18 protein-coding genes and 2 pseudogenes are annotated in these 18,475 nt (G+C 70.8%); 12 read left to right on the plus strand and 8 right to left on the minus strand.

Annotation, left to right across the window (positions count from 1 at the left end; genetic code table 11):
* Positions 1-114: 114 nt before the first annotated feature.
* From AB0N03_RS10935 to AB0N03_RS10950, 4 genes and pseudogenes are all read left to right on the plus strand, one after another.
* A complete protein-coding gene (locus AB0N03_RS10935; protein WP_364368714.1) occupies positions 115-1,320 on the plus strand; it encodes a chromosome segregation protein in 1,206 nt (401 codons plus the stop codon).
* A gap of 93 nt (positions 1,321-1,413) precedes the next feature.
* Positions 1,414-1,866 carry a universal stress protein gene (locus AB0N03_RS10940; RefSeq protein ID WP_364368717.1) on the plus strand — a complete coding sequence of 151 codons (453 nt, stop codon included), beginning with the start codon at positions 1,414-1,416 and terminating at the stop codon, positions 1,864-1,866.
* Positions 1,867-1,870: 4 nt separating this feature from the next.
* A pseudogene (locus AB0N03_RS10945) lies at positions 1,871-3,011 on the plus strand (adenylate/guanylate cyclase domain-containing protein).
* 99 nt (positions 3,012-3,110) lie between these two features.
* Positions 3,111-5,054, plus strand: a complete 1,944-nt coding sequence (locus AB0N03_RS10950) for a TIR domain-containing protein (RefSeq protein ID WP_364368720.1) — start codon at positions 3,111-3,113, stop codon at positions 5,052-5,054.
* Here AB0N03_RS10950 and paaE read toward each other — a convergent pair whose 3' ends face one another.
* From paaE to paaZ, 6 genes are read right to left on the minus strand one after another with little or no spacing between them, the layout of a single operon-like run.
* Complete coding sequence (paaE, locus tag AB0N03_RS10955) at positions 5,055-6,104, minus strand: 1,2-phenylacetyl-CoA epoxidase subunit PaaE (protein WP_364368723.1); 1,050 nt, start codon at positions 6,102-6,104, stop codon at positions 5,055-5,057.
* Between the two features lies 1 nt (position 6,105).
* The gene (gene paaD / locus AB0N03_RS10960) at positions 6,106-6,594 is read right to left on the minus strand and encodes a 1,2-phenylacetyl-CoA epoxidase subunit PaaD (RefSeq protein WP_364368725.1); all 489 of its coding nucleotides are present in this window, start codon (positions 6,592-6,594) and stop codon (positions 6,106-6,108) included.
* On the minus strand, positions 6,588-7,445 hold the full coding sequence (gene paaC, locus AB0N03_RS10965) for a 1,2-phenylacetyl-CoA epoxidase subunit PaaC (RefSeq protein WP_364368728.1): 858 nt from the start codon (positions 7,443-7,445) through the stop codon (positions 6,588-6,590). Before paaC ends, paaD begins: the two co-directional genes overlap by 7 nt.
* A complete protein-coding gene (gene paaB, locus AB0N03_RS10970; RefSeq protein ID WP_286003483.1) occupies positions 7,442-7,756 on the minus strand; it encodes a 1,2-phenylacetyl-CoA epoxidase subunit PaaB in 315 nt (104 codons plus the stop codon). The genes paaC and paaB overlap by 4 nt, the downstream gene beginning before the upstream one ends.
* Before the next feature lie 38 nt (positions 7,757-7,794).
* Positions 7,795-8,739 carry a 1,2-phenylacetyl-CoA epoxidase subunit PaaA gene (gene paaA / locus AB0N03_RS10975; protein ID WP_364368731.1) on the minus strand — a complete coding sequence of 315 codons (945 nt, stop codon included), beginning with the start codon at positions 8,737-8,739 and terminating at the stop codon, positions 7,795-7,797.
* Positions 8,736-10,766, minus strand: a complete 2,031-nt coding sequence (gene paaZ, locus AB0N03_RS10980; RefSeq protein WP_364368733.1) for a phenylacetic acid degradation bifunctional protein PaaZ — start codon at positions 10,764-10,766, stop codon at positions 8,736-8,738. Before paaZ ends, paaA begins: the two co-directional genes overlap by 4 nt.
* Positions 10,767-10,989: 223 nt before the next feature.
* Here paaZ and paaI point away from each other — a divergent pair, with 223 nt between their 5' ends.
* The 3 genes from paaI to AB0N03_RS10995 are packed head-to-tail and all read left to right on the plus strand — an operon-like array spanning position 10,990 to position 13,270.
* On the plus strand, positions 10,990-11,400 hold the full coding sequence (gene paaI / locus AB0N03_RS10985; protein ID WP_364368736.1) for a hydroxyphenylacetyl-CoA thioesterase PaaI: 411 nt from the start codon (positions 10,990-10,992) through the stop codon (positions 11,398-11,400).
* 2 nt (positions 11,401-11,402) lie between these two features.
* On the plus strand, positions 11,403-12,680 hold the full coding sequence (gene paaK / locus AB0N03_RS10990; protein WP_364368738.1) for a phenylacetate--CoA ligase PaaK: 1,278 nt from the start codon (positions 11,403-11,405) through the stop codon (positions 12,678-12,680).
* Positions 12,677-13,270 (plus strand): TetR/AcrR family transcriptional regulator, encoded by a 594-nt coding sequence (locus tag AB0N03_RS10995; RefSeq protein ID WP_364368740.1) that lies wholly within the window; start codon positions 12,677-12,679, stop codon positions 13,268-13,270. The genes paaK and AB0N03_RS10995 overlap by 4 nt, the downstream gene beginning before the upstream one ends.
* Positions 13,271-13,312: 42 nt before the next feature.
* On the opposite strand, the gene AB0N03_RS11000 is transcribed toward AB0N03_RS10995, so the two are convergent.
* The gene (locus AB0N03_RS11000; protein WP_364368743.1) at positions 13,313-13,624 is read right to left on the minus strand and encodes a hypothetical protein; all 312 of its coding nucleotides are present in this window, start codon (positions 13,622-13,624) and stop codon (positions 13,313-13,315) included.
* Between the two features lie 195 nt (positions 13,625-13,819).
* On the opposite strand from AB0N03_RS11000, the gene AB0N03_RS11005 reads away from it, so the two are divergent.
* On the plus strand, positions 13,820-14,491 hold the full coding sequence (locus AB0N03_RS11005) for a helix-turn-helix domain-containing protein (protein ID WP_364368745.1): 672 nt from the start codon (positions 13,820-13,822) through the stop codon (positions 14,489-14,491).
* On the opposite strand, the gene AB0N03_RS11010 is transcribed toward AB0N03_RS11005, so the two are convergent.
* Positions 14,412-15,467: an AraC family transcriptional regulator gene (locus AB0N03_RS11010; RefSeq protein WP_364368748.1), complete on the minus strand. Its 1,056-nt coding sequence runs from the start codon at positions 15,465-15,467 to the stop codon at positions 14,412-14,414. The two genes, AB0N03_RS11005 and AB0N03_RS11010, sit on opposite strands and share 80 nt — an antisense overlap.
* A gap of 51 nt (positions 15,468-15,518) precedes the next feature.
* Here AB0N03_RS11010 and AB0N03_RS11015 point away from each other — a divergent pair, with 51 nt between their 5' ends.
* From AB0N03_RS11015 to AB0N03_RS11030, 4 genes and pseudogenes are all read left to right on the plus strand, one after another.
* Positions 15,519-16,622, plus strand: coding sequence for a winged helix DNA-binding domain-containing protein (locus tag AB0N03_RS11015; RefSeq protein WP_364368751.1), 1,104 nt, complete (start codon positions 15,519-15,521; stop codon positions 16,620-16,622).
* Between the two features lie 75 nt (positions 16,623-16,697).
* Complete coding sequence (locus AB0N03_RS11020; RefSeq protein ID WP_364368754.1) at positions 16,698-18,161, plus strand: NAD(P)/FAD-dependent oxidoreductase; 1,464 nt, start codon at positions 16,698-16,700, stop codon at positions 18,159-18,161.
* Positions 18,161-18,265: pseudogene (locus tag AB0N03_RS11025) on the plus strand (FAD-binding protein); the annotation flags it as partial. The gene AB0N03_RS11020 and the pseudogene AB0N03_RS11025, both read left to right, overlap by 1 nt.
* Before the next feature lie 13 nt (positions 18,266-18,278).
* Positions 18,279-18,458: a hypothetical protein gene (locus tag AB0N03_RS11030; protein ID WP_364368757.1), complete on the plus strand. Its 180-nt coding sequence runs from the start codon at positions 18,279-18,281 to the stop codon at positions 18,456-18,458.
* Positions 18,459-18,475: the final 17 nt, after the last annotated feature.

The following is an 18,475-nucleotide window of genomic DNA, read 5'->3' on the forward strand; positions in this document are numbered from 1 at the left end:
TCCACCGGGATACGACCGGATCCGGCCAGATCCCTTCGCCGCATCACACGGCACGTTCGGCGCACCGCACGGGTGCTCGCCCTTCCGTGACCGGGCTGCGACTACGGTAGGCGCATGAGCCTTGGCGATGAACGGGAGCTTGTGCCGCTGGGAGCCGGCTTCGACGTGGCGAAGCGCGGGTACAGCCGAGCGCAGGTCGACGAGCACCTCGAACGGCTGGACGCCGATCTGAAGATGCTCACCGCCGACCGGGACGCGGCCATCGCGCAGTCCGGTGACCTGGCCCGGCAGCTGGAGATCGCGCGCGGCGAGATCGCGGACCTGCGCGGGCAAGTCGACCGGCTGGCCCAGCCGCCGACGAGCGTCGAAGGCCTGTCCGAGCGGCTGCAGCGGATGCTGCGCCTCGCACAGGACGAATCCGCCGACACGCGCGCCCGCGCCGAAGCCGAGGCCGGGCACATCCGGGCCAAGGCCGAGACGGACGCCAGCGCCATGCGCGCCCGCTACGAGCAGCTGCTCACCGAGCTCGACCTGCGCCGCAAGGAGATGGAGGCGGAGCACCGCAAGGTGCTCGAGGACGCCCGCTCCCAGGCCAAGGAGATCACCGACAAGGCCGAGGCCGAGCGCACGAAGCTCGACACCGAGTCGTCGGATCGCCGCACCAAGGTCGAAGAAGACTTCGAGATCGCGATGGCCGCGCGGCGCACCGAGGCGATGCGCGTGCTGGCCGAGCAGGAGGCGGCGAGCAAGGCCGAAGCCGCCCGCCGCGTCCAGGAAGCGACGCAGGACGCCGCCGACATCCGCGCGAAGATCGTCGAAGAGGAGAAGACGGCGAAGGCGGACATCGACCGCCGTCAGCGGGAGTCGGTCGCGGAGGCGAACAAGCGCCGCCAGGACTCGATCACCGAGGCGAACGCCCGGCTCGCGGAGGCCGCCGACGAGGCGCGGCGCCGCGTGACGACGGCGACCGAGGAGTCGAACCGGCGGATCACCCAGGCCAACGAGCGCGTCGACAGCCTGCGCAAGGTGCGCGGCGGGCTGGCCGAGCAGGTCCGCGCCGCGCGCGCGGTGCTGGCCGAGGCGCACACCGTCCTCGGCGACGAGGTCAAGGTGCCCGCCGACGTCACGACCGACCTCAAGGCCGAGGACCTGAAGACGGACGACACCGGGAAGACGAAGCCGGTGAGTGACGTCGAGGAGACGATCCGGATCAAGGCGTCCGACGTCCCGAAGCCGCAGCCGACACCCAAGCAAGCCCCCAAACCGGCTCCGAAGCCGACTCCGCGGCCGAGCGGAGCGCGGAAAGCGACTGGCGAGTAACCTTCCACCCGACACGGGCGCGGACGAGCCGGTGCGGTCGGTACCGACCGGCTATCGTCCCTGCCCACGCGGGATCACCTGGAGGTTTTGCGCATGGGTGCGGCATATCGGACCGTGGTGGTGGGCACGGACGGCTCGGAGTCCTCGTTCGCGGCGGTGGACCGCGCGGCGGCGGTGGCCGGCGACGCGGGAGCGACGCTCGTCATCACGTGCGCGTTCTACCCGGCGAGCAAGACCGACGTCGACAAGGCTCAGGACGTCCTCGGCGAAGAGGCGTACCAAGTCGTCGGCTCGGCGCCGGCCGAGGACACCCTGCAGTCGGCGCGCGACCGGGCGGTTCGCGCCGGCGCGGAGAAGATCGACACGGTCGCGGTCAAGGGCGACCCGGTCGACTCGCTGCGCAAGGTCGTGCACGAGCGCGAGGCCGACCTGCTGGTGGTCGGCAACCGCGGGCTGAACACGATCGCCGGCCGGATCCTGGGCTCGGTGCCGTCGGAGGTGGCGCGCAAGTCCGGCGTGGACGTGCTGATCGTCCACACGACCTGAGCTCGTGACCGATTCGAGCGACGAGCTCCAGCAGCGGCTCGAACGCGTCCTGCTCGGCGGCAGGCGGAAGTACACGCGGCTCGAAGTGGCCGAAAGCCGGCGTGCCCGAAGAACGGTCACGCCGGCTTTGGCGCGCGCTGGGTTTCGCGACGGTGCGCGACGACGAGGTCGTCTTCACCGACGCGGACGTCGAGGCGATGCGCACCGCGGACCAGCTGGTCCAGTCGGGGCTGATCGACCCGAGCATCGAGGTGTCGGTGACGCGCGCGCTCGGCCAGCACCTGTCGCGGCTGGCCGAGTGGCAAGTCGACATGCTCTGGGAGCTGATCAAGGAGCAGCCGGAGCTCGGACGCAGCGAGCGCCAGGTGGCTCGCCTGGTCGACCGGCTGCTGCCGGAGCTCGAGCGGGTGCAGAACTTCGTCTGGCGCCGGCACCTGGCGGCGTACGCGGGACGCGCGTTCGCGGCGGCGGGCGACAACGTCGAGGCGCGCACCGAAGTGGTCGGGTTCGTCGACATGGTCGGCTACACGCGCCTGACGCGCCAGATCGACGAGGAAGAACTGAGCCGCGTCCTCGACGCGTTCGAGCTGCTCGCGGCGGAGACGATCGCCGAGCACCACGGCCGCGTGGTGAAGATGATCGGCGACGAAGTCCTGTTCGTGGCCGACTCGGCGATCGACGCGGCGGAGATCGCCCTGGCGCTGACCGAGCGCACCTCGGCGGACGAGAGCCTGCCGGCGGTCCGCGCGGGCATGGCTTCGGGCCGGATCCTGTCCCGCTTCGGCGACGTGTACGGATCGGTGGTCAACCTGGCGGCCCGCCTGACGTCGGTGGCCCGCCCGGGCACGATCCTGGTGGACCGGGAGCTGGCTTCGGAGCTCGCGGAGGAGAAGGCGTACGAGCTGCGGCCACGCAGGCCGGTGACGGTCCGCGGGTACAACCGCCTCCGCCCGGCGGCGCTGCGGCGGGCCGGCGAAGCGCCGTCGGGGATGTTCGCGAGTTCGCAGCAGCTGGCCGCCGAGATGCTGGGATTGGCGGACCCGGCTGCTGCCTCGGTGGTCGCCGACGAAAGGCGACCCGAGGACGCGGTGACGGAAAGCCCCGAGCGCCGGCCGCGCCGCCGACGCCGTCGGCGCGTCCTCTGAGCCGACCCGCGGGCAAGAAGCGGGCGGTGTCCCGGCCGACGCTCGTCCTCACGCCGGTAAACTTCGCCTCTCGCCTGAACGAAGCGGAGAGGGGGACACGTGGCTCGGCAGGACTTCGGCCTCGGTGAGCCGACCGCCGCACACTCCCCGTCGAAGAGCCCGGCGCCGGACGAGGAAGACCGGACGCGGCCCCCCGTCGTGTTCATCTCGTACGCATGGGATTCGGACGACCCTTCTCACGGCCAGTCAGTGCGAAGGCTCTGGGAGTTGCTGCGCTCCTGCGGCATCGACGCCCAGCTCGATCTTGATGCGGCACAGCAGCGTCAGGACTGGCCACTGTGGATGGGCCGTCAGATCCGGGAAGCGGATTATGTGCTCGTGATCGCTTCACGCGCGTACCGCGAACGGGCCGAGGGCCGAAGCGGGCCGGACCAGGGGCGCGGCGTTCAGTGGGAAGCCCGGCTGATCCGCGATGCTTTCTACGCCGACCAGCACGCGCTGAACCGGTTCATTCCCGTTGTGTTCCCCGGCCAGAGCGTGGACGGTGTGCCGGACTTCCTGTCTCCGGCCAGCTCGACCGTGTACACGGTCCGGGACTTCACCGTCGAAGGCGTGGAGCACCTCCTGCGGCTGCTCACCGACCAACCCGAGATCGCCCAGCCACCGCTGGGTGCGGTACCCGTGCTGCCGGAGCGACCGGTACCGCCGGCCGCTCCGGCAGCACGAGAACAGCCGCCCGCCTCCGGTGTCCGGAATGTGGTCACCGGCAACGTCAGCGGAATCGTGATACAGGCCGGGAACATCGGATCCATGACGACTCCCGACGCACTCGCCGCCCCCGGCATCCAGGTTGGCGAGGGCGCCGATTTTCGGACCAGAAGGGCTTTCGAGGAGGCGTTTCGACGAGCCGGCGGCGCGGACCACCTGGGCCGCCCGACCGACAAGGTCTTCGAAGACGGACCGGTTTTCGTCCAGCACTTCACCGGGACCGGCGAGAGCGACGCGGTGATCTGCGCCATCGCCGATCAGGCCGCTGTGGTCGTGGCCGGCCCGGTGTGGGACGACCTTGCGACGTTGCCCGGTTTTCCGGCGCCGGGCGTGCCGGTCGCGCGAACCGACGCCACCGCAAGTGTGGTCGACCTCGCGGGCGGAGCGTGGGGCGAGGGCGTCCTGTTCCGCTCCACCGACGCACTGCCGGCGCGGTGGCAACCCAAGCCCCGGCTGAGCATGGAGGCCCGAGAGGCCTTCCGGCTGCGGGTGGCGGAACCCGCGGACGTGACCATCCGCGCCATCGCCACGCTCCCCTGGCCGCTGGACGACGATTTCGAGATCACGGGGCGGACCCGTCAGCATCTCGAAGTGCTGCTGCCGCTCAACGAATTCACCAAACTGACCCAGACCGCGTCCATCTGGCGTGGAGACCCGCGCAACCCACGTCGGTGGGTACGGGCGAGCGGGCCGAACGCCCACCAGTCGGGGCGTCACGCTCGCTACGACCAAACGTTCGCGAATCCCGCCGACGGGAGCGCGGGCGTGCGCGCTGTCGCACGCATCATGCTCCCCGGCGTCATGTCGTCGGCGATCACCGTGACCGTCGAGTTCCAGGTGAACTTCGCGGCGTGGCAGGCGGCGCTGGCCGCCGTCGTCGAAGGTGAAGTGGTGCCGAATCTCAGTATTTCGGCGCATCAAATCGTGGAGTTGTGGACGGCAGAGTGGGAAGCCGCGACCCTCGTCCTGCCCCGCGCGCTCGTGCCCGATCCGGAAACCGCCGCCCTGCTGGCGCCGCCGACGGTCGAACTGCAGATCAAGCTGAACGACGAGGTCGCCGGCGATCCACCCGGGCTCCTCGACGTGGTCGACTTGTCGGTGTTCGGGAACCCGGACGGGCAGCCGGGTTCGCAGGGCGCGGCGACGATGACCGCCCCGATCGGACTCCCCCGCGACCAGCGACGTGCCTGGGCGGCAAAAGCCCTGACCCGCATGGCTCGCGGCTGGGGCTTCGTGGACGCCGAAGAGTCCGATCTGGACGACAGGATCCGCTGATCAGGCGTCGAAGTCGACGGTGATCGCCGCCGAGACCGGGTACGACTGGCACGTCAGCACAAACCCGGCCTCCACCTCGGCCTCTTCCAGGGCGAAGTTGCGGCGCAGGTCCACCTTGCCGTCCGTCACGCGGGCGCGGCAGGTGCCGCACACCCCACCCTTGCAGGCGAACGGGAGGTCCGGGCGGAAGCGCTGGGCCCCGTCCAGCACCGACGACGTCCGCGGCAACGTCATCGTCGACGCGCGGCCGTCCAGGACCACGCGGACCTCCGAGGACTCCCCCGCCACCTCCGGGTCGAGATGCGTCACCGGCTCCGGCGGCGTGTCCACGTAGAACAGCTCCTGGTGGATCCGTGCGCGCGGCACGTCCAGGGACGTCAGCAGCTCCTGCGCGCCCGTCACCATCTCGAACGGGCCGCACAGCCACCAATGGTCCACAGAGGACACCGGCACCAGGGAGGAGAACAGCGAACGCAGCTTCGGCACGTCCAGGCGTCCCGTGAACAGCTCCGCTTCACGAGGCTCGCGCGACAGCACGTGGATCAGTTCCAGCCGCGAAGGGGCGCGGTCCTTCAGGTCCGCCAGCTCGTCCGCGAACATCACCGTGTCCGTGCGGCGGTTGCCGTACAGGACCGTCACCGTCGCGTCCGGCGTCGCCAGCAGCGACGACACGATCGACAGCACCGGCGTGATGCCGGAACCCGCCGCGATGAGGACGTGATGGCCGCCCGCCGCCAGGTCCGGCGTGAACGACCCGGTCGGCGTGGCCACCTCGATCGTGTCGCCCGGGCGAACGTCGTTCACCAGCCACGACGAGAACAGGCCGTCCGGCACCAGGCGGACGCCCACCCGGGGCGCCGTGCCCGCCGCCGCGCAGATCGAATACGACCGGCGCTCGTCACGGCCTTCGACCGAACGCCGCAGGGTCAGCGACTGGCCCGGCTTGAAGTCGTACTCCACCGAAAGAGAAGCAGGCACGTCGAACGTCACGGCGACCGCGTCGTCGCACAACCGCGTGACGCCCGCGACCTTCAGGGGATGAAACGCCACCTCAGATCTCCTTGACGTGCTCGAACGGCTCGGCGCACGACCGGCAGCGCCGCAGCGCCTTGCAGGCCGTCGCGCCGAAGCGGGACTGCTCCTCGGTGTCCGGCGACCCGCACAGCGGGCACGAAACCCGCGAGACCGGCGCCGACAGCGTCAGCGGGATCGGACCCGATCGCCGCGGCGCCGCGCCCGGTGGGGCGATTCCGGCCGAGGCCAGTTTCTGGCGCCCCGAAGCCGAAATCCAGTCCGACGACCACGCCGGCGACAGCTGCGTCCGGATCTCGACGTCCGCGAAGCCCGCCGAAAACAGCGCGTGCTCCAGGTCGTCGCGCATGGTGTCCATGGCCGGGCAACCCGTGTACGTCGGCGTGATCGCCACGACGACGCGGCCGGCCGACTCGGACACCGAGCGCAGCACGCCCAGGTCCGCCAGGGTCAGCATCGGCAGCTCGGGGTCGGTCACCGTCGCCGCGACGGCCGCCGCCGTCACCACTTCGCGTCCGGCATCGCCCGGGCGACGCTCTGCAGCTCCGCCAGCAGGAACCCCATCTGCTCGGTGTGGACGCCGTCGCGGCCCGTCCGCCCGGACACGCCGGCCAGCTCGCCGACCGACGGACGAGAAAGGGTCGCCGCCGCCAGAGCCTGGTCCAGCACCGCATCGAACTCCGGCCGCAGCGTCGCCGCGTCCACCAGTTCGACCGGGTGCGTGCGGAACAGCTCCCCGACGTACGGCCACACCGCGTCGAGCCCTTCCTGCATCCGCTCGTGCGACAACGGCGTCCCATCGCCCAGGCGGACCAGCCACTGCGCCGCGTAGTCGCGGTGGTAGGTGACCTCTTTGACGCCCTTGTCCGCGATGGCCGCCAGCACGGGGTCCACCGACGACACCAGCCGCTGCAGCAACGCGAGGCGCCACGTCGAGAACACGAACAGCCGCGCGATCAGGTGCCCGAAGTGCCCGCCGCCCAGCTCCGCGAGCCGGACGTTGCGGAACTCGTTTTCCGCGCGGAGAAACGCGAACGAGTCCTCCGTGCGGGACGAACCGTCGGCCTTGCCGGCGCGGGCGAGCAGCAGCCGCGCCTGGCCGAGCAGGTCGAGACCGATGTTCGCGATCGCGACCTCGTCCTCCAGCTCGGGCGCGTTGGTGCACCACTCCTGCAGCCGGTGGGAGAAGATCAGCGCGTCGTCGCCCAGCATCAGGCAGTAGGCGGCCAGCGAAGCACCGTCCACACCGGACGGAACCGACGTGTCCACTCCGGACAGCGGGTCTTCGAAGCCGGTGCCGAACGCCCAGCGGGCGTCGTTCTCCTCGGTCAGCGACTCGTAGACGTTGTCGAAACTCATATGTGCGGCACCTCCTCGGGGATGTCGTAGAACGTCGGGTGCCGGTAGACCTTGTCCCCGCTCGGCGCGAAGAACGGGTCCTTCTCGTCCGGTGACGACGCCGTGATGTCCGAAGCCCGCACGACCCAGATCGACACGCCCTCGTTGCGGCGGGTGTAGAGGTCACGCGCGTGGTGCAGCGCCATCTGGTCGTCGGCCGCGTGCAGCGACCCGACGTGCACGTGGTTCAGCCCGCGCTTGCCGCGGACGAACACCTCGTACAGCGGCCAGTCGTGCTTGACCGGGCCGGGCGCGGCGGGGACGCCCTCCAGCGGGACGGCGCCGTGGCCGCCTTCGGCAGTCAGGTCGGTCACTTGCGCTCCTCGTTCTTGGCCGCGTGCGCGACCGCGGCTTCGCGGACCCACGCGCCGTCCTCATGCGCGCGGCGCCGGTGCGCGACGCGCGAGGCGTTGCACGGGCCGTTGCCCTTCAACACGTTCTTGAACTCGTCCCAGTCCACCGCGCCGAAGTCGTAGTGCTCCCGCTCGGCGTTCCACTTGAGATCGGGGTCCGGGAACGTGACGCCGAGCGCGGCGGCCTGCGGCACCGACATGTCGACGAAGCGCTGCCGCAGCTCGTCGTTGGTGTGGCGCTTGACCTTCCACGCCATCGACTGCGCGGTGTTCGGCGAGTCCGCGTCCGGCGGGCCGAACATCATCAGCGACGGCCACCACCAGCGGTTCACGGCCTCCTGGACCATCTCACGCTGCTGCGACGTCCCGCGCATCATCGTCATCAGCAGCTCGAAGCCCTGCCGCTGGTGGAACGATTCTTCCTTGCAGATCCGGATCATGGCCCGCGCGTACGGCCCGTACGACGACCGGCACAGCGGCACCTGGTTGCAGATCGCCGCGCCGTCGACCAGCCAGCCGATCACGCCGACGTCGGCGAAGGTCAGCGTCGGGTAGTTGAAGATCGACGAGTACTTCTGCCGTCCGGTGATCAGCTTGTCGGTCAGGTCCGCGCGGTCGGCGCCCAGTGTCGCCGCCGCCGAGTACAGGTAAAGGCCGTGACCGGCTTCGTCCTGCACCTTGGCCAGCAGGATCGCCTTGCGCCGCAGCGACGGCGCCCGCGTGATCCAGTTACCCTCGGGCTGCATGCCGATGATCTCCGAGTGCGCGTGCTGCGCGATCTGCCGGATCATCGTCTTGCGGTAGCCCTCGGGCACCCAGTCGCGCGGCTCGATCCGCTGGTCGCGCGCGATGGTGTGCTCGAAGAGCTCTTCGAGCCCGGTCTCGGGCAAGGTGGCGGTCACGGCTGCTCCTTCGACACGAGGGTCAGGACGTCGTACTTGGCCACGGACTCGCCGTCGGCGTTGGTGACGTCGGCGTCCCAGCGGACCTCGCCGTACTCCTGGTCGATCCGCGGGGTGATCTGCTTGGCGGTGAGCGTCACCGTGAGGGAGTCGCCGACCTTGACCGGGGTGAGGAACCGCAGGTTCTCCAGGCCGTAGTTGGCCAGCACCGGGCCCGGCTCGGGCGAGACGAACAACCCCGCCGCGAACGAGACGACGAGGTAGCCGTGCGCGACGATCCCGCCGAACAGCGGGTTCGCCGCGGCCGCTTCCGGGTCGGTGTGGGCGTAGAACGTGTCGCCGGTGAACTCGGCGAAGTGGTCGATGTCCTCCTGGCTGACCGTCCGCGGCCCGGCGACGACGGAGTCGCCGATCTTCAACTCGGCCAGGGACTTCCGGAACGGGTGGACGTCGCCTTCGGTGCGCGGCGCGCCGGTCACCCAGCGACCGGTCACGGCCGAAAGGACCGCCGGCGAACCCTGGACCGCCGTGCGCTGCATGTGGTGCAGCACTCCGCGGATGCCGCCCATCTCCTCGCCGCCGCCGGCCCGGCCGGGGCCGCCGTGGACCAGCTGCGGCATCGGCGAGCCGTGGCCGGTGGACTCCTTCGCGTCTTCGGCGTCCAGCACCAGCAGGCGGCCGTGGAACGGCGCCGCGCCGAGGACGACCTCGCGCACGAACTCCTTGTCGGCGCTGACGATCGACCCGGCGAGGCTGCCGCCACCGCGGGCGGCGAAGTCGACGACCTGCTCGGTGGACGTGTAGGGCATGAGCGTCGAGACCGGGCCGAACGCCTCGACCTCGTGCGGCTCGGAGCGTTCCGGGTCGGCCTTGAGCAGCACCGGCGAGATGAACGCGCCGCGCTCGGCGTCGGCGTCGACCACCGAGACGTTCTCGGGGTCGCCGAACACGATGCTCCCGGCGTCCAGCAGCGCCTTCAGCGACCGCCGGACCTCCTCGCGCTGCTCCAGGCTGGCCAGCGCGCCCATCCGGACGCCCTCGGCCGTCGGATTGCCGACGGTGACCTTCGCCAGCCGCTCGGACGCGGCGGAAGCGACGTCGTCCAGCAGGGAAGCCGGGACGAACGCGCGGCGGATGGCGGTGCACTTCTGGCCCGCCTTGACCGTCATCTCCGAGGTCAGCTGCTTGACGAACAGATCGAACTCGGTAGTGCCCTTGACGGCGTCCGGGCCGAGGATCGAGCAGTTCAGCGAGTCGGCCTCGGCGGTGAACCGGACGGCGTTGCGGATGATCGCCGGGTGCGCCCGCAGCTTCTGGGCGGTGGACGCCGAGCCGGTGAAGGACACGAGGTCCTGCGCGGTCACGTGGTCGAGGAGGTCGCCGACGCTGCCCGCGACGAACTGCAGCGATCCCTCCGGCAGGATCCCGGACTCGATGATCAGCTCGACGAGCCGCGCGGTCAGGTACGCCGTCGAGCTGGCCGGCTTGACCAGGCTCGGCACCCCGGCCAGGAACGCCGGGGCGAACTTCTCCAGCGGCCCCCACACCGGGAAGTTGAACGCGTTGATCTGGACGGCGACGCCCCGCAACGGGGTCGCGATGTGCTGCGCGACGAACGTGCCGCCCTTGCTCAGCGGCTCGACGGCGCCCTCGACGTAGACGGTGTCGTTCGGCAGCTCGCGCTTGCCCTTCGAGCCGTAGCTGAACAGGACGCCGATGCCGCCGTCGATGTCGAACTTCGAGTCACCCAGCGTGGCGCCGGTGCGCGCGGAGAGTGCGTACAGCTCCTCGCGGTGCTCACGCAGGTGCGAGGCGAGCGCCTTCAGCAGGGCCGCACGCTGGTGGAACGTCAGCTCGCGCAGCGCCGGGCCGCCGACCCGGCGGCCGTACGCCAGCGCGCCGGCGAAGTCGACGCCGTCGGAGGAGATCCGGGCGACCTCCTCGCCCGTGGTGGCGTCGTGCAGAGGGACGCCGTCGCCCGCCGCCGTGTGCCACTCCCCGGAGACGTAGCTGCGCAACACTGCCATCAGGTCCCGACCTCCACCGAATTACCTACCGGACGTTCAGTAAATGCATCGTAGCCGCTGAGCCCGGCGATCGGAAGGGGCGGCCGCTTGACACCGGCCGGGGCCACTGCCTTTACTGAGCGACACGCCAGGTGACCGTCCATTCGGTAAGTCCACCGATGCCCCCACCGCCACCCTCAACGGAGGCGCTCCGCGCCGCAGGCCTGATTCCGACGGAGGACGAATGACCAACGCCGCCCACACGATGTTCGCCGCCGACGAGGCCTCGCGCGCACTGGGCATCGAGCTGGTCGAAGCGGGTGACGGCCGGGCCGTCGCGACCATGACGATCACCGGCGCGATGGTCAACGGCCACGACATCGCCCACGGCGGGTACGTCTTCCTGCTGGCCGACACCGCCTTCGCCTGCGCCTGCAACACCCACGGGCCGGTGACGGTCGCCGCGGGCGCCGAAATCTCCTTCGTCGCGGCCGGCCGGCTCGGCGACCGCCTCGTCGCCACGGCCACCGAGCGCACCCGCTACGGCCGCAACGGCATCTACGACGTCACCGTGCACCGGGAAACCCCCGGCGGGCCCGAGGTCGTCGCCGAATTCCGCGGCCGCAGCCGCGTCCTCTCCGCGAAACGGGACTGACCATGATCGAGGCGAACATCGGCGCGGACGAGCTGGCCGCCCTCCAGCTGGACCGTCTGCAGTGGACGCTCAGGCACGCCTACGCGAACGTGCCCGCGTACACGAAGAAGTTCGACGAGGCCGGCGTCCACCCGGACGACTGCAAGGAGCTCGCCGACCTGGCCAAGTTCCCCTTCACGACGAAGCAGGATCTGCGCGAGAACTACCCGTTCGGGATGTTCGCCGTGCCGCAGGACCAGGTGCGACGCATCCACGCCTCCAGCGGCACCACCGGCAAGGCCACCGTCGTCGGGTACACCGAGCAGGACATCGACACCTGGGCGACGGTGATGGCCCGGTCGATCCACGCCGCGGGCGGGCGGCCGGGGCACAAGGTGCACGTCGCGTACGGGTACGGCCTCTTCACCGGCGGGCTGGGCGCGCACTACGGCGCGGAGAAGCTCGGCTGCACGGTGATCCCCGCGTCGGGCGGGATGACGGCGCGCCAGGTGCAGCTGATCACCGATTTCCGGCCCGAGATCATCATGGTCACGCCGTCGTACATGCTGACGCTGCTCGACGAGTTCGAGCGCCAGGGCGTCGACCCGCGCTCGAGCTCGCTCGAGGTGGGCATCTTCGGCGCCGAGCCGTGGACCGAGCAGATGCGCGCCGAGATCGAGGAGCGGTTCGCGATCGACGCCGTGGACATCTACGGGCTGTCGGAGGTGATGGGCCCGGGCGTCGCGCAGGAGTGCGTCGAGACGAAGGACGGCCTGCACATCTGGGAAGACCACTTCTACCCCGAGGTGATCGACCCGTACTCCGAAGCGGTGCTGGGGGCCGGCGAGACCGGTGAGCTGCTGTTCACGTCGTTGACCAAGCAGGCGCTGCCGATCATCCGCTACCGCACCCGCGACCTCACGGCGCTCTCGCCGGGGACCGCGCGCCCGGCGTTCCGGCGGATGGACAAGGTCACCGGCCGCACCGACGACCTGATCATCCTGCGCGGGGTCAACGTCTTCCCGACCCAGATCGAGGAGATCGTGCTGCGGACCGACGCGCTGAGCCCGCACTTCCAGCTCGTCCGGTCCACGCGCGGGCGGCTCGACCACCTCACCGTGCTGGTCGAGGCGCGCCACGACGCTTCGGCTGCCGCGCGGGAGCAGGCCGCCGCTTCGCTGATCTCGGGCGTGAAGGACGGCGTCGGCGTGACGGTGTCGGTGGACGTCGTCGACCCGGAGACCCTGGAGCGGTCCATGGGCAAGATGCGGCGGATCATCGACCAGCGGGACAAGCCGTGACCACGCCCCGCCGCGGGCGCCCGGGCTACGACCTCGAATCGCTGCTGCAGGTGGCGGTGAAGCTGTTCAACGAGCGCGGCTACGACGGCACGAGCATGGAGGACCTCTCCCGCAAGCTCGGCATCACGAAGTCGGCGATCTACCACCACGTGCCCAGCAAGGAGGAACTGCTGCGGCTGGCGGTCGACCGGGCGCTGGACGGGCTGTTCGAAGTGGCGGCCTCGACGGCGCAGCTCGACGGGCGCGCCATCGACCGGCTGGAGCACCTGGTGCGCGGCAGCGTGCTGGTGCTGGCCGACCGGCTGCCGTTCGTGACGCTGCTGCTGAGGGTGCGCGGCAACACGAAGGTGGAGCGCGCGGCGCTGGCCCGCCGGCGCGAGTTCGACCTGCTGGTGACGGACCTGGTGAAGCAGGCCGAAGCCGAAGGCGACATCCGCCCGGACGTCGACCCGGCGGTGACGGCGCGGCTGATCTTCGGCATGGTGAACTCGCTGATCGAGTGGTACAAACCGCGACGCGGATCATCGGCGACGGAAGTGGCGGACGCGGTGTGCAAGGTGGCTTTCGAAGGCCTGCGCACCGGGTCGTGAGTGAGAAACAGGGTCAGCACACTGTTTCTCACCCACGACCGGTCAGTCCTCGGCGACCTGGGGCGGGCGCCCCGCTTGCCAGAGAAGGGCTCCGCGCAGCTGCTCGATCAGCCGCTCGTCGTCCGCTTCGGACGGGTCGACGCCCAGCGGGATCCAGCGCTCGGAAACCTTCGCGCCCTCGTCGTAGCCCGTGATCACGATTCCCGAGTACGACAGGGATTCCTCGTCCGCGCAGTCGCCGTCGGGGACGGGCTCGTCCGCTTCGAAGCCCTCGTCGAAGCTGACGTGGCGATGCTGCAGGCGGACGCTCACCCAGCGTCCGGCCGGCCGGATCGGGGCGCCTTCCTCGGTCATCTGGTTCCTACCCCCGGTCGCTGGCCTCTGCCGTCTCGTCGCATCCGGGCGCCGGGAAGTTACCGGCCGGTTGTTCCGGTTGCGTAACGACAAAGGTTGGCGCGAAACACCGCTTGCCCGCCACGGGAAGTCACTCTCTTGACGAGGAGTCAACTATTTGTTGACAGGGTGCCGCTCCCCCGCGAGGCTGAGCGGATGACCAGTGGGACCCGGCCCCGGCGGCGCCGCCTCGAACCGGCCGAACGGCGCGCGGAGATCCTCGCCGCCGCCCGGCACCTGTTCGGCGCGGGCAGCTACGCGTCGGTGTCCACTTCGGACATCGCCGAGGCGGCCGGGGTGGCGCGCCCGCTCATCAACCACTACTTCGGCGGTAAGCGCGAGCTCTACCTGGAAGTGGTGCGGCAGCTGATGATCGTGCCGGCGCCGGTCACCGAAGCGCTGCCGGACACCACCATGGAGGAGCGGCTGGCGATCGGCGTCGGGCGGTGGATCGACGTCGTGGACCGCAATCGCGACGCCTGGCTGACGGTGATCGGCCCCGAGTCCGCGGGCCGCGACCCGGAGATCGAGCGGATCATGCTGGAGGCCGACGAGGTCGCCGCCGACCGGGTCCTGGAAGCCGCGCTGATGACCGACGTCACCGAGGGCCGGGAGGAGCTGCGCGCGATGATCCGGTCGTTCGGCGGGCTGCTGCGGGCGGCGTCGCGCGAGTGGCTGATCCGCGGCACGCTCGACCGTCCGGCGCTGCGCACCTTTCTCACCGATTCGATCCTCAACCTGCTGAAGGTCACCTACCCGGCGGTGCTTGCCGGGCGGCCCGGAAGCGCCGGGCGAACGCCGCCGGCGTCATCCCGGTCCAGCGCTTGAACGCGTAGATGAAGCTCGACGCCTCGGCGTACCCGAGCCGGTACGCGACGTCCTCGACCGACAGGACGCCGGTGTCGAGCAGCTCCTCGGCCAGCGCCTGGCGGACCTCGTCGACCAGCGCGCGGTAGCTGGTGCCGGACTCGGCGAGGCGCCGCCGCAGCGTGCGCGTGCTGAGGGTCAGCTGGCGGGCGATCTCGTCCATCCCGGCGTCGACCCCGCCGAGCCGGACCAGGCGCTCCCGCACCTGCTGCGAGATGCCCGAGCGCCGGCGTTTGCGCGCGACGAGCTCTTCGCACTGCGCGGCGCACAAGGCGACGGTCTGCTCGTTGGCCTGCGGGAGCGGCAGCATCAGCAGCGCGGAGTCGAACGTCGCGCGGCAGGCGTCGGCGCCGAACCGGGGCACCAGGCCGAACGCGGCCCGATAAGGGTCCACTGTGGACGGCTCGTGCCGGAAGCTCAGTTCCTCCAGCACGATCTCCGGCAGCAGGTCGCGCATGACCGAGAAGATCGCCGCCAGGTCGCGCAGCACGAGGAAGCGGGCGACGTCGGCGGGCACGCGGCTGTCGTCCAGCTCCAGCGTCAGGCGCCCGCTCTCCAGCTCGACGTGCGGGATGCAGAAGGCGAAGCTGAGGTCGAAGTAGCGCAGCGCGAACAGCATCGCGTCGCGCAGCGTCGGGCTGCTGATGCAGGCGAACCCGAAGATGCCGAAGGTCGTGACGCGGTAGCGGCGCCCGAGCTCCAGGGCCGTCGCGTCCGAGCCGTCCAGTTCGGCCAGGGCGCGGACGACGGCCAGCTCGTGGCGCGCGTCGACCTGCACCGACGGGTCGGCGAGGAGCTCCGGCGAGAGCGTCGTCGCGGCGAGGAGCTTGCCGGCGGGCAGGCCGCGGTCGGCGGCGAACCGGGTCATCAGCTCGATGCTCGCGGTGCCGCGCGGGAAGTCCCAGTCCCCGACGGCGGGCGCGGCGAGCTCGGCCATGGCCCGGATTATGGACCCGGAACCGTCGGTGCCGCTCGCTAGGGTGGCGCGGTGACCACGACGGTGAGCCGACCGGCCCTGAATCGGGCGACGCTGGAGCGCCAGCTGCTGCTTCGCCGCGCGAAGATGTCCGCGCTCGACGCGGTCGAGCATCTCGCGGGCCTGCAGGCGCAAGCGCCGTTCCCGCCGTACTACGCCTTGTGGGCGCGGCTGCACGGCTTCCGGCCCGCGGAACTGGCCTCGCTGCTGGAGAGCCGGCGGGTGGTCCGGATCGCGCTGATGCGCGGCACGGTCCACCTGGTGACGGCGGCGGACGCGCTGGCGTGGCGGCCGGTGGTCCAGGTGCTGTACGACCGCGACCTCAAGACGAACACGCAGCACGCGAAGGCGCTGGCCGGCCTGGACCACGATGCCGTCGCCGGCGCGGCGCAGGATCTCCTGGCCGGGGCGCCGCTGGCCGGCACCGCGCTGGGCACCGAGCTGGCGCGGCACTGGCCGGACGTGCCCACGGCGTCGCTCACCCACCTGGCCCGGGCCCGGCTGCCGCTGGTCCAGACGCCACCGCGAGCGATCTGGGGCAAGGCCGGGCAGACGACGTACGCGTGCCTCGACGAGTGGGTCGGCGCTCCGAAAACACCACAGACGCCACCGCCGCCGTCCCCGGCTTCGCTGATCGCGCGGTACCTGCGGGCGTTCGGCCCGGCGACGGTGGCCGACGTCCAAACGTGGGCGGGCATCACCCGGCTGGGCGAGGTCGCGGCGGAGATGGACCTGCGCCGCTACCGCGACCCGGACGGGCGCGAGCTGCTGGACCTGCCGGAGCTTTCCGTGCCGGACGAGGACGTCCCGGCGCCGCCGCGGCTGCTGGGCCCGTTCGACCAGACGATCCTGTCGTACGCGGACCGGACGCGGGTGATCTCGGACGACTACCGCAAGCGGGTGATCACGCAGAACGGCCTGGTCAAAGGCACGCTGCTGGTGGACGGATACGTCCGCGGCTTCTGGGAGCGCAAGGCCACGGTGCTGGAGCTGTCGCCGTTCGAGAAGCTCCCGAAGCGCGACCTCGCGGCTTTGGAGAGCGCGGCCGGCCGCCTGGTGAGCTGGGCGGAGCCGGGTGCGGAGACTCAGGAGGTGCGCATCCACCCGCCGTCGTGAAGGCTGGCCGGAATTCTCGATCGAGTGACCGTTCGTGGCCTGTTGTCACAGGCTTCGGCTGCGTAGCTTTTTCGCATGAGCGGTTCGGCGAAGGGGCCGTCGGTGCTGATCGTGGGCACCGGCTTCGGCGGCATCGGCACGGCGATCGAGCTGAAGCGCGCCGGGTTCACCGACTTCACGATCCTGGAGAGCGCGGCCGAGCCCGGCGGCGTCTGGCGGGACAACACCTACCCCGGTGCCGCGTGCGACATCCCGTCGCCGCTCTACTCGTTCTCCTTCGAACCGAACCCGCGCTGGCCGAAGCGGTTCTCCTACCAGCCGGACATCCTGGCCTACCTGCGGCGCGTCATCACGAAGTACGGGCTCGAGCCGCACATCCGCTACCGGACCGAGGTCACCGGGGCCGCGTTCGACGAGGGGCGCGGCGTCTGGCGCGTCGAGACCCACGGTGGCGAGACGTACGAGGCAAACGTTTTCGTCCCGGCCGTCGGGCAGCTGTCACGGCCCGTGCTGCCCGACATCCCGGGCCGGGAAAGCTTCGCCGGCGACGCCTTCCACTCGGCGCGCTGGGACCACGGCGTCGACCTCGCCGGGAAGCGCGTCGCCGTCATCGGGACCGGGGCCAGCGCCGTCCAGTTCGTGCCTGAGCTGCGCAAGCACGCGAAGCACGTCACGGTGTTCCAGCGCACGCCGCCGTACGTCATGGCGAAGTCCGACCCGGCCTACCGGCGGTGGCAGCACTGGCTGTTCGAGCACCTGCCGCCCACGCAGCTGCTCGGCCGGCTGCGGATCTTCCTGCTCGCCGAGTACGCGACGTACGCGATGACGAAGCACCCCGTGCTGGCGAAGGTGTTCGAGCTGCGGACCGCGCAGCTGCGGCGCCGGCACATCAAGGACCCGGAGCTGCGCGCGAAGCTGAAGCCGGCCTATCCCCTGGGCTGCAAGCGGATCCTGTTCACCAACGACTACCTGCCCGCGCTGGCGCAACCGGACGTCGACGTCGAGGCGCGGCGGATCTCCTCGATCACGCCGAACGGCGTGCGGGTCGAGGACGGGACCGAGCTCGAGGCGGACGTCCTGGTCTACGGCACCGGGTTCGCCGCGACGGACTTCCTCGGCCGGCTGAAGGTGCTCGGCCTCGGCGGCCGGTCGCTGCAGGACGAGTGGGCCGGCGGCGCGCGGGCCTACCTGGGCATGACCGTGCCCGGGTTTCCCAACATGTTCTGCGTCTACGGGCCCAACACGAACCTCGGCGCCGGGTCCATCATCTACATGATCGAGCGCCAGGCGCGCTACATCCGTCAGGCCGTGGAACAGCTCGCGCGACCCGGCGTGTCCTATGTGGATGTGCGGGCCGACGTCGAGGAGCGCTACGACCGGGAGGTCCAGCAGCGGCTGGGCCAGAGCGTGTGGAGCGCGTGCACGAGCTGGTACCGGCAGGCCGACGGGCGGGTGACGACCAACTGGCCGGGCCTGGTCACCGAGTACGACCGCCGGACCCGGCGGCTCGACGTGAGCGACTTCCGGCTGGTGGCGTGATGGACTACGACGTCCTGGTGATCGGGTCGGGCTTCGGCGGGAGCGTCACGGCGCTGCGGCTGACCGAGAAGGGCTACCGCGTCGGCGTGCCGGTACCTGGTCGTCATCGAGGAGCCGATGCGGTTGCTCGCCGGTGACGCAGAAGGCCGGCGGATCCTCTTCAAGATCCTCGAGCGCGCCGCGCGGGAGTGGGCGAATCCGCTGGGCAAGCCGCGGAACACCGGGATCCCGTTCCGGACCCTCCTGCTCGCCGACGACGCCGAAGTCGAAGAACTGCGGAACGAGCTGCGCGGCTAGAGCGTGAGAAGGCCCTC

It is taken from the genome of Amycolatopsis sp. NPDC051061, from assembly GCF_040682935.1.
In the GTDB taxonomy this organism is placed as follows: domain Bacteria; phylum Actinomycetota; class Actinomycetes; order Mycobacteriales; family Pseudonocardiaceae; genus Amycolatopsis.